Annotated in this window: 10 protein-coding genes; 2 read left to right on the forward strand and 8 right to left on the reverse strand. The window is 68.6% G+C overall.

Annotation, left to right across the window (positions count from 1 at the left end):
• Positions 1-79 precede the first annotated feature (79 nt).
• From AAK988_RS08115 to serC, 5 genes are all read right to left on the reverse strand, one after another.
• On the reverse strand, positions 80-1,771 hold the full coding sequence (locus tag AAK988_RS08115; RefSeq protein ID WP_369872476.1) for an AMP-binding protein: 1,692 nt from the start codon (positions 1,769-1,771) through the stop codon (positions 80-82).
• Positions 1,772-1,779: 8 nt separating this feature from the next.
• Positions 1,780-2,358 (reverse strand): helix-turn-helix domain-containing protein, encoded by a 579-nt coding sequence (locus AAK988_RS08120; RefSeq protein WP_369872477.1) that lies wholly within the window; start codon positions 2,356-2,358, stop codon positions 1,780-1,782.
• Positions 2,359-2,488: 130 nt separating this feature from the next.
• A complete protein-coding gene (locus AAK988_RS08125) occupies positions 2,489-4,009 on the reverse strand; it encodes a 2-isopropylmalate synthase (RefSeq protein ID WP_369872478.1) in 1,521 nt (506 codons plus the stop codon).
• A 258-nt stretch (positions 4,010-4,267) separates the two neighbouring features.
• Entirely contained in the window at positions 4,268-5,845 is a 1,578-nt protein-coding gene (gene serA, locus AAK988_RS08130; protein ID WP_135970859.1) for a phosphoglycerate dehydrogenase, read from the reverse strand.
• A 134-nt stretch (positions 5,846-5,979) separates the two neighbouring features.
• Entirely contained in the window at positions 5,980-7,062 is a 1,083-nt protein-coding gene (gene serC, locus AAK988_RS08135; protein ID WP_369872479.1) for a 3-phosphoserine/phosphohydroxythreonine transaminase, read from the reverse strand.
• 419 nt (positions 7,063-7,481) lie between these two features.
• Between serC and AAK988_RS08140 the strand changes: the two genes are divergently transcribed.
• Together AAK988_RS08140 and AAK988_RS08145 are read left to right on the forward strand one after the other, a co-directional pair.
• A complete protein-coding gene (locus AAK988_RS08140; RefSeq protein WP_242369605.1) occupies positions 7,482-7,736 on the forward strand; it encodes a glutaredoxin family protein in 255 nt (84 codons plus the stop codon).
• Between the two features lie 163 nt (positions 7,737-7,899).
• Positions 7,900-8,676, forward strand: coding sequence for a dimethylarginine dimethylaminohydrolase family protein (locus tag AAK988_RS08145; protein WP_369872480.1), 777 nt, complete (start codon positions 7,900-7,902; stop codon positions 8,674-8,676).
• Between the two features lie 122 nt (positions 8,677-8,798).
• Here AAK988_RS08145 and AAK988_RS08150 read toward each other — a convergent pair whose 3' ends face one another.
• From AAK988_RS08150 to AAK988_RS08160, 3 genes are read right to left on the reverse strand one after another with little or no spacing between them, the layout of a single operon-like run.
• Positions 8,799-9,104 (reverse strand): hypothetical protein, encoded by a 306-nt coding sequence (locus tag AAK988_RS08150; RefSeq protein ID WP_369872481.1) that lies wholly within the window; start codon positions 9,102-9,104, stop codon positions 8,799-8,801.
• Positions 9,105-9,150: 46 nt separating this feature from the next.
• Positions 9,151-12,966: a UvrD-helicase domain-containing protein gene (locus AAK988_RS08155; protein ID WP_369872482.1), complete on the reverse strand. Its 3,816-nt coding sequence runs from the start codon at positions 12,964-12,966 to the stop codon at positions 9,151-9,153.
• Positions 12,963-15,692, reverse strand: coding sequence for a PD-(D/E)XK nuclease family protein (locus tag AAK988_RS08160; RefSeq protein ID WP_369872483.1), 2,730 nt, complete (start codon positions 15,690-15,692; stop codon positions 12,963-12,965). The genes AAK988_RS08155 and AAK988_RS08160 overlap by 4 nt, the downstream gene beginning before the upstream one ends.
• Positions 15,693-15,754 lie beyond the last annotated feature (62 nt).

Raw genomic sequence — 15,754 nt, forward strand, 5'->3', positions numbered from 1 at the left:
CGCAGAAGGGCCCGCGAGCGAACCGCGAGCCCTTCTTTGCGCGGGTGGCGCAGGAAGCCCGTTTTCCGCCGAGTGCCAGCTACTTCCCGGTCTTCACCAGCTCCTCGGCCATTTCGCGCAGCTTGAACTTCTGCACCTTCATGGAAGGGGTCATGGGGAAATCGTCCACGAAGAACACGCGCTTGGGCACCTTGTAGCGGGCGATGCGCGGGATGGCATACTCGCGCACGTCATCCTCGGTCATGGCCTCGTGGCCCGGCCGCACGCGAATGAAGGCGCCGACGATCTCGCCGTACTTCGCATCGGGGATGCCCACCACCTGGGCATCCAGCACGCCGGGCATGGTGAGCAGGAAGTTCTCCACCTCAAGGGGGTAGATGTTCTCGCCGCCGCGGATGATCATGTCCTTGATGCGGCCCGTGACGCGGAAGTAGCCGTCCTCGTCAACGGTGCCCATGTCGCCGGAATGGAGGAAGCCGTTCGCATCGATGGCCTTGGCCGTCTCCTCGGGCATCTTGTAGTAGCCCTTCATGACGTTGTAGCCCTTGCAACACAGCTCGCCATGCTCGCCGGGGCCGCAGATGTGCCCGTCGTTCGGGTCCAGGATGCGCACCTCCACGGGCGGGTGCGCCCGGCCCACGGTCTCGCACTTGTGGGGAATGTCGTCGTCCACCGAGGTCTGGGTGAACACGGGGCTCGTCTCGGTGAGGCCGTAGCAGATGGTCACATCCCGCATGTTCATGCGCTCCATCACCTCGCGCATGGTCTCGGGCGGGCAGGGGCTGCCAGCCATGATGCCCGTGCGCAGATGGGACAGGTCGAAGGAGTCGAAATCCGGGTGGTTCAGCTCGGCGATGAACATGGTGGGCACGCCGTAGACCGCCGTGGCGCGCTCCTTGTGCAGGGCCTGCAGCACGAGCCCCGCGTCGAAATCCTCCACGATGATCATGGTGCAGCGGTGGGTGAGCGAGGCCATGACCCCCAGCACGCAGCCGAAGCAGTGGAAGAAGGGCACCGGCAGGCACACGCGGTCGCACGCGCCCAGCTTCTGCCCCTCGCCGATGTAGAAGCCGTTGTTCAGGATGTTACGGTGGGTGAGCATGACGCCCTTGGGGAAGCCCGTGGTGCCGCTCGTGTACTGCATCATGACCACGTCATTGTTGTCGAACTGGCCCTGGGCCCACTCCAGGGAACTGTCGGGCTTGTGCTGGCCGAGCAGCAGAAGCTCCGGCACGCTGTAGAAGCCGCGGTGCTTCTCGGGTCCCATGTAGATGAGGTTCTCCAGGAAGGGATACTCCTCCGAGCGCAGGAACCCGCGCTGCACATTGAGCGATTCGGGCACCAGATCGCGGATGATCTTCAGGTAGTCCACGTCGCGGTAGGCATCGATGACGCACAGCGCCTTCATATCCGACTGCTTCAGCACGTAGTCCAGCTCGTGGGACTTGTACACCGGGTTCACCGTCACCATGACCACGCCGATCTTGGCGGAAGCGTACATGAAGGTGAGCCAGTCGGGGATGTTGCGCGCCCACACACCCAAGTGATCGCCCGGCTTCATGCCGATGGCCAAAAGACCCTTGGCCAGATTGTCGGTGCGCTCGTCGAAGTCGCGGTAGGTCCAGCGCAGGTCGCGGTCGGGATACACCACGAACTCGTGGTCGGGGTCTTTCGCCACCTGCTCTTTCAGGTAGGCGCCAAGGGTCAGTTCCGAGTGCAGCGGGTAATCCGGAGACCCGGGCACCGGCGCAGCGTTCTGCTCTTCAGTCATTGCGCCTCCTAAAAGGGGGTATATACACAAGCAAGGAACTTCGCGTTCTGGCCCTCGTGGGCGCGCACCTGGTGGGGCACGATGGAGTCGTAGTAGATGGACTCGCCGGGGCCGAGCACGTAGGTCTCGCTGCCGTACTCGATCTCGATGGAGCCCTCCATGCCGTAGAGCCACTCCTCCCCCTCATGGGAATCCAGCTTGTGCGTGGCCTCGCCGGTGGGGGTCACCGTGATGATGAAGGGGTCCATATGGCGGGACGGACGGCCCGCGGCCAAGCTGAAATAGGCCAGGTCGCCGGCGTCCTTGGCAGTCTGGAGCGATTTCACGCGCTCCACCTCGGCCATGGCCTCGGCGCTGATATAGGCCGGCCCGAAGTCCTCGTCGTCATCCATCAGAGTACCCAGGCGTACCCCGAGGGCGCGGGTCAGCTTGATGAGGGGCGCGAGCGACGCGGGCACTTCCCCGCCTTCCAGCTGCTCGATGAGCGCCACGTCGCAACTGCAGCGATCGGCCAGATCCTGGGCCGACAGGTGGTGCGCCTCGCGCAGGGTCGTGATCTTGCGCCCGAGCTTGTTGTCCTCAGCCATAGCCTCTCCTTCTCCTAGGGTATCGGCGTATCATACACGAAAACACCTGGGAAAAGAAGAAGCCGACGGACGGGCCGTCGGCTTCGCGGAGCCAAGGGGCGCGCTTTCCGGCGCGCGACCGCGCCGCGCCCTAGCGCTTCTCGGCAAGCAGGCGGTTGAGCGCGTTCAGATAGGCCTTGGCCGAGGACACGATGATGTCCCCGTCGGCACCGCGGCCCACGTACACCTCGCCGCCGGCGGCCTTCACGCGCACGGTCACCTCGCCGAGCGCGTCGATGCCGCGGGTAACGGCCGTCACCGCGAACTCGGACAGGTCGTTGTCCACCTGCACGATTTGGTCGATGGCCTTGTACACCGCATCGATGGGGCCGGTGCCCCAGTCGCACACGGTGCGCTCGTCGCCCTCGGGCCCGCACAGGGTGACGGTGGCCGTGGGCTTCAACGGGAAGCCGCAGCTCACCTGCACGCCCTCCAGGGTGTAGAGCGCCGTCAGCTCGCGGTCGCTCTCGTTGACGAGGGCTTCCAGATCCTCGTCGTAGACTTCCTTCTTCTTGTCGGCCACATCCAGAAAGGCGGTGTAGATGCGGTCGAGCTCATCGCCCTCGTAGACATAGCCCAGCTCCTCCAGGCGGTGCTTCAAGGCCGCGTGCCCGCTGCGGGCCGTCAGCACGATCTGGCTGGCCCCCACGCCCACCTCGGCCGGGTCGATAATCTCGTAGGTGTCGCGCTTCTTCAGCACGCCGTCCTGGTGGATGCCCGAGGAGTGCGCGAAGGCGTTGGCTCCCACGATGGCCTTGTTGGCCTGCACGTTCATGCCCGTGATAGAGCTGACCAGACGGCTCGCCTTGATGAACTCGCGGGTATTGATGTCGGTGTGGGCATCCAGCTCGGCACCGTGCATGCGCATGGCCATGACCACTTCCTCCATGGCCGTGTTGCCCGCACGCTCGCCCAGGCCGTTGATGGTGCACTCGATCTGCGTGGCGCCGTTGCGCACGCCCGCGAGCGACAGCGCCGTAGCCATGCCCAGGTCGTTGTGGCAGTGCACCGACACCGTGACGTTCTCGATGCCCTTCACATGGTCCATGAGGTACTTGATGCGGGCGCCGAAGTCCTCGGGCAGCGAGTAACCCGTGGTGTCGGGGATGTTCACCACCGTGGCGCCGGCGGCGACGACCGCCTCGATGACCCGCGCCAGGAAGGCGAAGTCGGAACGACCCGCGTCCTCGGCGTAGAACTGCACGTCCTCGACGAACTTCTTCGCGTAGCTCACGCACTTCACGGCGCGCTCGACGCACTCGTCCTCGGTGATGCGCAGCTTGTCGCGCATGTGCGAGGGCGACACGCCGATGCCGGTGTGGATGCGGGGGCGCTTGGCGTAGCGCAGCGCGTCGGCGGCCGAGTCGATGTCCTTCTCCACCGCGCGGGTGAGGGCGCACACCGTGGCGGCGTCACCTGCCAGCTCGGCGATGCGGCGCACGCTCTCGAAGTCGCCCGGGCTGGAAATGGGGAAGCCGGCCTCGATGACGTCGACGTTCAGGCGAAGGAGCTCACGCGCGATGACCAGTTTCTCCTCGGTGTTCATGGAGGCGCCGGGCGACTGCTCGCCGTCGCGCAACGTGGTGTCGAAGATGTCGATCTTGCGTGTCATGCCGTTCCTTCTTTCCTTCCGTGGCCCCGCGTCGCGCGGCGCGGGCAAAACTGACCGAGAGCATCATAGCAAAACGAGCGGCGCCACCTCGCGATGGCACCGCCAAAAGCAGTTAAAAGTTCCGATGGCCTATCATCGGCGCGCCCGATGGCGCCCGCCCCACCGCGGCGCCGCCGCGCGGAAAACGGGATGGCACCGAGCCGGAAGCGCGACGGGCGGGGCGGCTCTTCGGGCCGAGAACCAGCGCACAGGATGCCCCTACAGGATTATCTTCCAGAGATTGCGCAGGTCGATGGCCTCCCGCAGGCGATCGAGCACGGCCCCGTCCACATCCCCCTCCACATTCATGTACACGAGCGCACAGGAGTCCTCGGGCTTCGTGCCGATCTGCATGGTGGTGATGTTGGCGCCGGCCTCGCCCAGAATGGTGCCGATGGTGCCGATACGGCCCGGGGCGTCCACATACTCGAACACAAGGGAGCAGCGGGCCGGGGCGATATCGATCTTGTAGTCGAGCAGCGAGATGATGCGCGGGGTGTGCTCGGTGCCAAACAGCGTGGCCCCTACCTCGATGCCGTCGGCGGTCAGGCGCACCGAGCTGGCGTACTCCTGGGCATCGCGCACCGCCGACGTGGTCAGGGCGATGCCGTGGCGGGCGGCCACGGCATCGGCGTTGGCCGCGGTGAACGAGCCGATGCGGCGGTAGGACAGCCCCCCGTCCAGCACGGCGGCCACGAGCGGGGCCGGGTCGGCGTCGCAGATGGCGCCGGCCAGCTCCACCTTCAGGGACTTCGGCGTGCGGCCGAGGATCTGGCTGACCATGGTGCCCATCATGCGGCAGGCGGGCACGTAGGGCCCCACGGCGTCGAGCACCTCCGGCGGCAGCGGCGAGAGGTTCACCGCCGTGGCCACCATGCCGCCGGCCAGGCCGGCCACCACGGCCTCGGCGATCTGGGTGCTCGCCCGGCGCTGGGCCTCGTGGGTCATGGGCGATAGGTGCGGCGTCAGGATGGCGTTGGGAAACTCGTGCAGCGGCGAGGCCGTACAGGGCTCCTCCTCGAAGGAGTCCAGGGCCACGGCGGCCACCTTCCCCGCCGCCACGAAGTCGGCCAGGGCCGCCACGTCGAAGATGCCCCCGCGGGCGGCGTTCACGAGCACCACGCCGTCCTTCATGGCGGCGAACTCGTCGGCGCCGAACATGCCGCGGGTGCCCACGGTGCGGGGCAGGTGCACGGTGATGAAGTCGGCCTGGGCCAGCACTGGGGCCAGATCGTCGTAGAGGGTGACGCCCAGATGCAGCGCCCGCTCCGGCGAGCAGTAGGGGTCGTGCCCGATGAGGTTCATGCCGAAGGCCGCGGCCCGCTCGGCCACGAGCCCTCCCACGCGCCCCAGGCCGAAGATGGCGAGCGTCTTGCCGTACAGCTCGCTGCCCATGAAGTCGGCCCGGCGCCACTGGCCGGCGTGCATGGAGGCGCTCGCCTCGGGGATGCGCCGCGCGGCGGACAGGAGCAGGGCCATGGTGTGCTCGGCGGCCGAGATGACGTTGGAGTTCGGGGCGTTGCACACGATGATGCCGCGCTCCGAGGCAGCGTCGATGTCGATGTTGTCCACGGTCACGCCGGCCCGGCCGATGATCTTCAGGTTCTCGGCCGCGGCCAAAAGCGCGGCGTCCACCACGGTGTTCGGGTGCACGATGAGCCCGTCGTAGGGGGCAATGGCCCCGGCCAGCTCATCGGCCGTGGGGTCGATGAGGAAGTCCACCGTGCAGCCGTGCTCGCGCAAAAGGTCGATGCCCTCCTGCACCAAGTCTTCCGTGACCAGGATCTTCTTCGTCATGGCTTCCCTTTCAATTCGGAGTGCCTTGAGGGGGCCCGGCCCGTCACGCGATCCGCCCGGGAGCAGACGGCAGCGTCCCCTTCCGCTCCTACCGGACCGCGCGATGCGATGCCGAGGGCCCCGTGCCCTGCTTGCTAACCGTTGTTCTCCTCGAACTCGGCCATGAAGGCCACGAGCGCCTCCACGCCGGCCTTCGGCATGGCGTTGTAAATGCTCGCGCGCATACCGCCCACGGAGCGGTGGCCCTTGATGGACTCGATGCCGTGGGACTTCGCCTCGGCCACGAACAGGGCGTCCAGCTCGTCCGAACCGGTCACGAAGGGCACGTTCATGAGGGAGCGGTCCTCCTTGCGGGCGGTTCCGCAGAAGAGCTTGCTCTGATCGAGGTAATCGTAGAGGATGGCGGCCTTCTCGCGGTTGCGCTCGGCCATGACGGCCAGACCGCCCATCTCCTTCAGCCACTGAAACACGAGCCCGCAGATGTAGATGCCGTAGGCCGGCGGGGTGTTGGACAGCGACTTCGCCTTCACCTGGGTGGTGTAGCGCATGATGGAGGGGGTGAAGGGCAGCACGTCCTCGCGCACCAGATCGTCGCGGACGATGACGATGGTCACGCCGGCCGGGCCGATGTTCTTCTGCACGCCGCCGTAGATGAGGCCGAACCGGGACACGTCCATGGGCTCGGAGAGGAACATGGAGCTCACATCGGTCACGAGCGGGATATCGCCGGTGTCGGGCAGCGCGGGGTACGTGGTACCGTAGATGGTCTCGTTCTGGCAGATGTAGACGTAGTCGGCCTCGACGTCGAAAGCGAGGCCCGTCACGTCGGGCACGTAGGAGAAGTTCTCGTCCTCAGAGGAGGCCACGCAGCGCGCCTCGCCGTAGAGCTGGGCCTCCTTGAAGGCCTTCTTAGACCAGGAGCCGGACACGATGTAGTCGGCCTTCTTGTTCCTCATGAGGTTCATGGGGATGGCGGCGAACTGCTGGGTGGCACCGCCCTGGAGGAAGAGCACCTGGTAGTTGTCGGGAATGGCCATGAGCTCGCGCAGGTCGGCCTCGGCGGTCTCGATGATGGAGGCGAAGGGCTTAGAGCGGTGGCTCATCTCCATGACGGACATGCCGGTGCCGTTGTAGTCGAGCATCTCGGCGGCCGCCTGGCGCAGCACCTCCTCGGGCAGCACGGCGGGACCGGCGGAAAAGTTGTAGACCCTACCCATGTTCTCGTTCTCCTTCGTCGTAGGCCCGCATCGCCGCGCGGGCGCATGACCCGGGCTACCTGTTGCTTGCCCGGCCATTGTACCCCCAACGGTGAGCGGAAAGCCCCACGTAAGGGCCGAGCGGCACCTTCACCATGCGCCACCCGCTGGCCCGTGCCGCTCCCTTCAGCAGTGGCGAGCACATTTAGATTTTATGGACAAAAAGTCGTCGAGTGAGCTCGCCATTCCCCCCGGAGAAGGAAAAAGCGACGGTTACGCTTTGTTTAAGGCCGAAAAACCCGTCTTTTCACCCGCAAAGCGACCTTTAGAATGCAGGTTGACCGCCTTGGCAGCTCACTCGACGGCTTTTTGTCCACAAAACCCGAAAGTGCTCTCCTCTTTGGGCGGAAACCGAGATCGCCAAACGAAAGGAGTCCGCCATGTATCTCGACAACATGGTTCTGTACTACAAGCCCACCTGCCCCTTCTGCCAGAAGGTGCTCGCCTTCATAGAAGAGGAGGATATCGCCCTGCCCATGCGCAACACCCTGGAGCCGGGCGTGAAGGACGATCTTATGCGCATCGCCGGCAAGGGCCAGGTGCCCTGCCTGATCGTGGACGGCGATCCGATGTTCGAGTCCGACGACATCATCCGCTTCCTCGGCGACGTCATCGTGGAGCGCGAGGAGGGCTAGCCCCGCCCAACCTGGGACGATGCTAGCGCCGGTGTCGCCCGCCACGGGCGGCACCGGCGCTTCGCGTTTGAAGAAGATGTCATTCTCGGCCCCGCGGCCCCGGGTTAGGGATACACTGTTCCCGCGCACAAAAAGCGCGTTCCACGGAGACAAGGAGTCATCTATGACCAAGTTCAGCAACGTCATCGTCCGCAAGCCGGGCCGTTCCCTCTGCGACGGCATCACGAGCGCCCCGGAGCTGGGCCAGCCCATCTACGAGCGCGCTGTGGAAGAGCACGACGACTACATCGCCGCCCTCAAGCAGTGCGGCGTGGAAGTGACCGAGCTGCCGGCCCTGGAGGCCTACCCGGACTCCTGCTTCGTGGAGGACCCGGCGGTCATCACCCGCTGCGGCGCCATCATCACCAACCCGGGCGCTGACTCCCGCAACGGCGAGAAGGACGAGATCGAGCCGACCATCCGCCAGTTCTTCGACGACGAGCACGTGGCCCACATCGTGGCCCCAGGCACGCTGGACGGCGGCGATGTCATGATGGTGGGCGACCACTTCTTCGTGGGCCGCTCGGCCCGCACCAACGAGGAGGGCATCCGCCAGTTCATCGAGATCCTGGAAGGCTGGGGGCTGTCCGGCTCCGAGGTGCCGCTGGAGGAGGTGCTGCACCTGAAGACCGGCGTGAACTACCTGGAGGACGGCAACATGCTCGTGTCCGGCGAGTTCATCGACAAGCCGGACTTCGCCGAGTACAACAAGGTGATCGTGCCCGAGGACGAGGCCTACGGCGCCAACTGCATCTGGGTGAACGGCACCGTCATCGTGCCCGAGGGCTATCCCACCGTGCTGAAAGCGGTGCAGGACCTCGGCTACAAGACGCTTGTGGTGGATACCTCCGAGTACCGCAAGGTCGACGGCGGCCTGTCCTGCCTCTCCCTGCGGTTCTAGAAGCGGAAAAGCCCGAGCACATGAGGGAGCCCCACGGGGCTCCCTCTTTTATCGCATCAACGATGCCCTCTCAGGAGAGGCAGTCGTTCCGGGCGATAGAGCACCGAGGCGCCTAGAAGGGCTTACTCCACCGTGCCGTAGACCTGGCCCCAGGCGTGGCCGGCAATGGCGCTGTTCAGCTGGGTGCACAGGCGGGCGCGAGTGTAGTCGCCGGGCGGCAGCAGGGCGACGATGCGGTACAGCTCCTCGGGCAGATCAGCCGCCTCGGCGGCCACCACCACGTCGAGCCGGCGCACCTTAGCCCCGATGGCCTCGGCGATGGTCGGGTCCATATCGCCGTACTGCGCGAACAGCGCGTCCACGATGTCCTGGAGCGCGCCGTAGTACTCGCTGCGCTCGCGGTTGGTTCCAGTATGCTCACGGGCCACGAGGGGCCTCCTTGTCTGTCACGGGGCTTGCGCCCATGGGGTTGCGCTAGGTTGTCGCTTCTTTCTGCTTGCCGATTATAAGGGCTTCCAAGGCGGGCAGGTCGGTCGTTTCGAAACGGTAGGGCACGATCTGCGGATCGCGGGGGTTTTCGGCCGAGGGGCGCTCGATGCGCAGGAAGTGGGCCTCCACCGAGGTGTAGCCCGCGCGCATGAGCGCGTAGGCGTAGCAGCTGGCCTGCAGGCGATGCTTGGCATCCAGCTCCGCGGCGGTCTCGTCGTCGCGGCCGCCGGTCTTGTAGTCGATGAGGAAGGCCGTGCCGTCGCCGTTGTCGGCCAGGCCGTCGATCTCGCCTTCCAGGAAGAAGCTCTCCCCCACCCCGGCGGCCGAGCCGTCGGAGGGGGAGGCGGGAACCTGCACGATGAAGGGCACCTCAGCGGCGCGGTTTTCGTAGGCGGCGAAGCGGGCGGCCTCGTCGCTGGCGAGCCAGCGCGCGAGGGCCGTGCGCAGGCGCTTCTGCTGGTCGGCAGACAGGCCCTCCTTCTGGATCTGAGCCGCTATGGCCGCCTCTCCCGGCGTAAAGAGCGCCCCCTGCTCGCTGCGCTCGATGGCCTGCTGGGCGAGCCGATGGAAGGCGGTGCCCAGGGCCGTAGCGCTCTCGGGGGTGGCATCTGCGGCGGCTGCAGCGCCGTCTGCGCCTTCGGCGTCGGGCGCCCCCGCACCCTCGGGCGACCGCACGTCGGCGTCAGACGATTCGGAGGCGGCGTCCCCCTCCTGCTCCGCGAGAGCCCCGGCCGCGATCTCCGCAACGGGCACCGCACGGCCCGCCTCGTCCTCGGCCGCCGGCTCGTCGCTGTGGGCATGGGTGCCCGAAAGCGACGTGTAGGAGTACAGCTGCGCCCGGGCGAAGTTGAAGGGAAGCAGCACCGGCGCCGACAGCTCCTCGCGCACGGCAACGACGAAGGCGTCGCCGGGGTTCTCGCCGCCCCCGTCTTCGCCGCCGACGCCGGCACGGGCGGCCCCTTCCCCGTCGCAAGCGCAGGGGACGCCAAGGTCGCCCGCGTCCGCCGGCGCTTCCGCATCTTCCGCATCCTCCTCGGCGCCAAGCTGGCGGAAAACCACCCGGGCCGGGGCGCTTCCGCCGTAGTCGAGCTCGCTTACCGCGCGCATCCCCTCGCAGCTCCAGGGCAGCGCGCCGTGAATATCCTCGAAGATGCCCGTGTCCCCGTAGCCCTTGGCCGGATCGCGCTTGAACACCATGGATACGAACAGCGAGCGGCTCGCACGGGTGAGCGCCACGTACAGCAGGCGTCGCGCCTCGGCCAGGGCCTGGGCGCGCGCATAGGCCGCTAAGGCCCCGTAGCGGCGGCCGCAGGTAAGCCCCCTCAAGCGATCGGGGGCCGATGCCGCGTCCTCGAAGAGCGCGAGCAGCTCGTCATCGTCGTCGAGCCCGAGCTTCTTCGCCTGGCGGTCGTACTTCGCTGCCGCGTCGGCCCACGGGCCGTCGGGAGCACGGCTCGCCGCCGCGAAGCTGAGCGAGCCCACGTTCTCCACCACAAGGGGCCCGGCGCTCTCCCGGCCGTCCTTCAGGTCAGCCACGGCCACATGGGGAAACTCCAGGCCCTTGGAGGCGTGCACGGTCATGATGCGCACGAAATCGCCCTCGGCGGCGGCCAGCGCGCCCGGTGCCTCCTTGGCGCAGGCCAGGTGCGCGTCGAAAGCGGCGGCCAGGGAGGCGATGCCCTGGCTGGCCGCTTCCATATCGGCCACGAGCCTCAGGGCCTTGGCGAAGTTCGCGCCCTGGGCCAGGCCGTCCACCCCTGCGTCCTGCAGACGGTCGAGCAGCCCCGAGCCCACGAGAAGCCCGCGCAGGGCGCCGGTCGCATCACCAGTGCGGGCGCGGCGGGCGAAGGCGAGAAGCTGGCGCCGGGCCAAGGCGAGGGCCGCCAGATCGTTCTCCGAGAGCCCGAGCGCGCGGGCCTCTTCTTCCCCCCGGGAAGAGAGGAAGCCCGCCGACAGCCGCCGCCGGTGCACAGAGCCGTCGTCGTCTGTCGAGGATGCCAGCGCCAGGAGCACATCGTCCGACACGGCGAACAGCGGCGAGGCGAGCACCTGGTAGAGCGCCTCGTCATCGGAAGCGTTCACGGCCCAGCGCAGCAGCGCCGAGACGAGCGCCGGCTCGGGCAGGCGCGAGAACACCGAGCCGCCGGCGATCATGGAGGGAATGCCGCGCGCCCGCAGGGCCGCGGCGTAGCGGTGGGCGTGGGTCATCTTCCCCAGTAGGATGACCATCTGGCCGGGGCGTGCCCCGGCGGCCGCAAGCTCGGCGAAGTGCTCGGCCACCGCCTCGGCACCGGCGTCGCGCGCCCGGGAGGCGTCGAAGCCCCGCGCCGGGTAGTGCACCGCCGACAGGCAGACGCGCGGGCGGGCACCGCCGTCGAAGAGCGCGTCGGGCTCCTTATTGACCGCGCCCTTCGCCTCCAGGCGCAGGAAGTCGTCGCCGAACACCGTCGGCTGGGAGAAGATACGCTCCACAAGGGCCAGCACGTCGCCGTGGCTGCGGAAGTTCCAATCAAGCTGCACGAGGGCATCCGCACCGGCACGGGCCGCCAGATCCGACCGGTACTCGGTGAACACGTTCACGTCGGCGCCGCGGAACCGGTAGATGGACTGCTGGGCATCACCTACCGTGCACACGTTCGCGAAGCCGGGCCGCGCGATGCGGCCGATAATGTCCACCTGCAAACGGTCGGTGTCCTGGAACTCGTCCACCATGATGATCTTGAAGCGCGCCCGCAGGCTCTCGGCGATGGAGGGGTGCTCAGAAAGCGCCGCGGCGCAGCGCGTGAGCAAGTCGCCGTTGTCGAGGCGCGAGGGCCCCTTGACGCGGGCGAACTCCTCCTCGATCTCGCGGGCGAGCATGGTCACCGCGGCCTGCCAGCGCACCGAGAGGGCCGCGCGCACCTCGCGCTCCAGCTCCACCATGGTTTCCTGCCACGCCTCGAAGGCCGGCGCGTCGGCCTTGCCTACCGCGGCCCCCGTGGTGAGGGGAAAGCCGTAGAAGACGGCACCAAACCCGTCGGCGTCGAAGCCCGCATCGGCGAAACCGGCGGCGGGCGCATCCGCGAGCCACGCCTCGGCGGCTTCCACGGCCGCTTCCAGACGCTCGAGGAAGGTCACCTTGGTCTTCGATGGCTTCGACCACGCCTCGGCGGCCGCGCGCATCTCGGCGGCGGCCTCGCAGGCGCAGCGCACCACGAGCGAGGGCGAGACGGGCGCAGGCGCATCGGCGAGCCCGGCGAAGCCGCGGGGCATGGCGTGCACGCGCTCGGCGATGGCCAGGGCGAAGTCCACCGCCCCCCGGTCGTTGAACGAGGAGCCCGAAAGCTTCTCGCGGGACAGGAGCTCATGCACCGGCCCGGCGGCCGCCTCCCGCGCCCGGGCAACCACGCGCTCGGCGGCCTCGGCCAGAAGCTCGTCGGCCTCCACCTCGCCGATCACCTGGAAGGCCGGATCGAGCCCCACCTCCAGCGCGTGCTCGCGCAGGATGCGGGCGGCCATGCCGTGGATGGTGGACACCCAGGCGTCGTCCACCTTCAGCGCCTCGGCTTCAAGCCCCTCGGACAGAAGGAGCCCCTTGATGCGCCCCTTCAGCTCGGCGGCGGCCTTGGTGGTGAAGGTGATGGCCAGAAGCTCGTCCACCGACGTGAGGCCGGCCCCTCCCGCCTCGGAAGAAAGGGCGAAGGCCACCCTTTGAGTGAGAGTGAAGGTCTTGCCGGAGCCGGCGCCGGCCGACACCATGAGCGGCGCGTCGAGTGTCGTCACCACCGTGCGCTGGCCTTCGGTGCAGCGGTCGAGATTCACGAGAGCCTCCTTTCGCAGCCCACGGCCGGGCAGTAAGAGCAGATGCCGGCAAAACGCGGGTCGGGGGCGATGTCCCCCGCGTACAGGCGGCCCACCCGCTCGGCCACGAGCGCCTCCACGGCATCCAGGTAGGCGTCGAAGTTCATGGGCACCATCGAGGAGCGGCCCACAAAGGGGTCCTCGCCGAAGACCGCCGTGTCGGCAGCGCCCGCCACCATGTCCTTCTCGGTGCGGGCGCGATAGGCCAAATACAGAGCGCCGGCGCAGTGCAGGCCCGCAAGGGTGGGGCGCAGCGCCTGGGCGTAGACGAGCCCCTGGATGCGCTTGGGCAAGGGAGGCGCCTCGGCATCGTCGCCCATGGCCGCGGCGTACTCGGCACTCACCGTACCCTTGTAGTCGATAACGGCGAAGCGGCCGGCGGTCTCGTCCACATCGATGCGGTCCACACGGCCGTTCACGCGCACGCCGGCGTAGTCCACACCGTCTTCCGCAGCTATGACGTGCTCATGGGCCCTCACCGCGAACGAGGGCGCGAAACGGGCCTGGCGGCGCAGGCTCTCGCGCAGCTGCGAGCGCAAACGCGCAAGCTCCAGCCCCTCGGCCTCGGTAAGCGCCACCAAGCGGCCGCTTCCCGGATCGAGGGTGGCCTGTTCGGCGGCCACTCCGTCGAAGGTCGCCTCGAACAGCGGCTCCCACGTTGCGGCGCAGGCGTCGTCAAGGCGGGCGATGCCGCGCCGGGCGGCCTCGTCGTAGAAACGCGCCAGCACGCTGTGGGCGAAGCTGCCCTTCTCCAAGGGGCCGAACCCCTCGTCGAGGGCCGCCGCGCCGACACGCCGATCCAGGAACCACGCGTAAGGGCAGCCCACATACAGCTCAAGCGCCGAAGGGGACAGCACGACGACGGCGCGCCCCTCCTCGTCGGCCGTGCGCAAGAAGCGCACCAGATGGAGCCGGTCGAGGCGGCCGCGGCGCACCGCCCGCAGGGACACGCGCTCTGCAACAGGCGCGAAGGCGGCACCGACCGAGGCCGGCAGATCGTCCTCGCCGAGACGATGCGCGCCGCGCAGAAGGGGAACGGGAAGGCCGAAGGCGTCCTCGTCGCACTCGTCCCAGGAGGCCGCCTCGTCGGCATTCCCCGCAGCCCGGGCGGCCGCACGGGCATCGTCGACCACCGCCGCGGCGAACTCCTTCAAGAGGAAGGCGGGATAGGCCTCCTCTCCCCCAGCGGTGCGCTGGACCACAACGAGGCCGAGGCGGCGGCGCGCGGCGTCCTTCCCGGCGCGGAAACGGCGACGCTGCCGCTCCAGGGCATCGGCCGGGGCGGGAAGTCCCAGCTTCCGGGCCAAGCCGTCCAGCGCCGTACGCGTCTGGGCGGCGGGGAAGGCGGCGTCGGTCATATCGGCCAGAATCACCGCGTCGTAGCTTTCCGGCAGAAGCGATGCCAGGCGGTCGAGCTCGGCGAACTCCACGTGCACGCCGTCGCAACCCGCAGCGCGGGCGTTCACGGAAACCTGGCGGGAAGCGAGAAGAGCCCCGGCATCGGCGAGCGGAACGCCGAGAGACCAGGCAGCCTCGGCCAGTTCGGCAACGACGGCGGCAGAGGCGAGCTCACGCGAGCGCTCGACGGGCGCGAGCCCCCGCACCTCGCGCACCGCCTGCACGAGCGCCTGGAGGTCGGCGGCGATGGCCGTGCGTCCGACAGCGTCGCCGCTGGCGGAGAAGGCGCGCTGCAGCCGCCCGAAGACGGCGAAGGTCGGAGAGGCCTCGCGCAGAAGCGCAGCAGTTGCCGGGCCGTCAGCGAGACGGTCGCTGCGCAGCGCGCCGTTCAGGCGGCGGGCGCCCGCGCCGTCCATGCCAGAGAGCGCATTGTAGGCGAAGTCGGTGGCCGCCGCGGCGGGGCGCGCCGAGGAGCCGAGGCGCCCCACGGCGCCCCACGCCCGCCCAACCAGCGTCTCCTCCCACGGCACGGCGCAGCGGAGGTCGCAGCCCGCGCCGTCAGCGGCCAGAGACGGCGCCAGCAGATCGTAGAGCGAGCGGGCATCAGGGCCGCACACGAGGGCCGTCGCCGCGCCCTCCCCCCACGTCCGGCGCAGCTCGCCCAGCACGAGCGCTGGCGTGGCTGCCGGACCCGCGGCCAGAAGCACCGAAAGCTCGACCCCCACGGGCAAGCCGCCGACGGCGAAGGGCTCTCCGCCGCCCGCGTCCGCGCAGCCGCACTGGCCCAGCAGCGCCATCACACCCGGCCCCGCGTCCACCGGGTCGGACGCGACGACGGAGGGCAGGCGCACCTCCCCTGTGCGGGCTGCCTCCGCCAGAAGAAACGCCGCCTCGTCGGCCTCGACGAGAGCAGCCTCCCCAAGGGCGGTGCGGTAGTCGGCACCAACCCGCAGCACCGCGCGCTCCCGCTCGGTCAGGGAGGCGTCCTCGCCGCAGCGGGCCAGGGCGCTTCCGTACCGGGCGAAGAACCGCGCAAGCAGCTCGGAGGTTCCCGCCGAGGCCACCAGGGCTTCCTGGCGCCGCAGCGCGGTGCCCACGAGCAGCTCCCGCTGCGCGCGGCTCACGAGCGCGCGCCCGTCGCCCCACAGCTCCCACAACTCGGCCACAAGCGTGGTCGGCGTCGCCCGGGCGGTGCCGAGCGATGCCGCCTCGCCGACAGCTGCGGCGCGCTTGGCGGCCCCATGGGCCTTCTCGATGGTCGCGTAGAGCTCCGTGACGGATTCGCGCACGCCCGTTCCTTCCTCGTAGGTGTTCCGACCGCCCATTGTACCCCAACCGCGAGCCGTCTCGG

Source organism: Adlercreutzia muris, assembly GCF_041223505.1.
Taxonomy (GTDB): domain Bacteria; phylum Actinomycetota; class Coriobacteriia; order Coriobacteriales; family Eggerthellaceae; genus Adlercreutzia; species Adlercreutzia muris.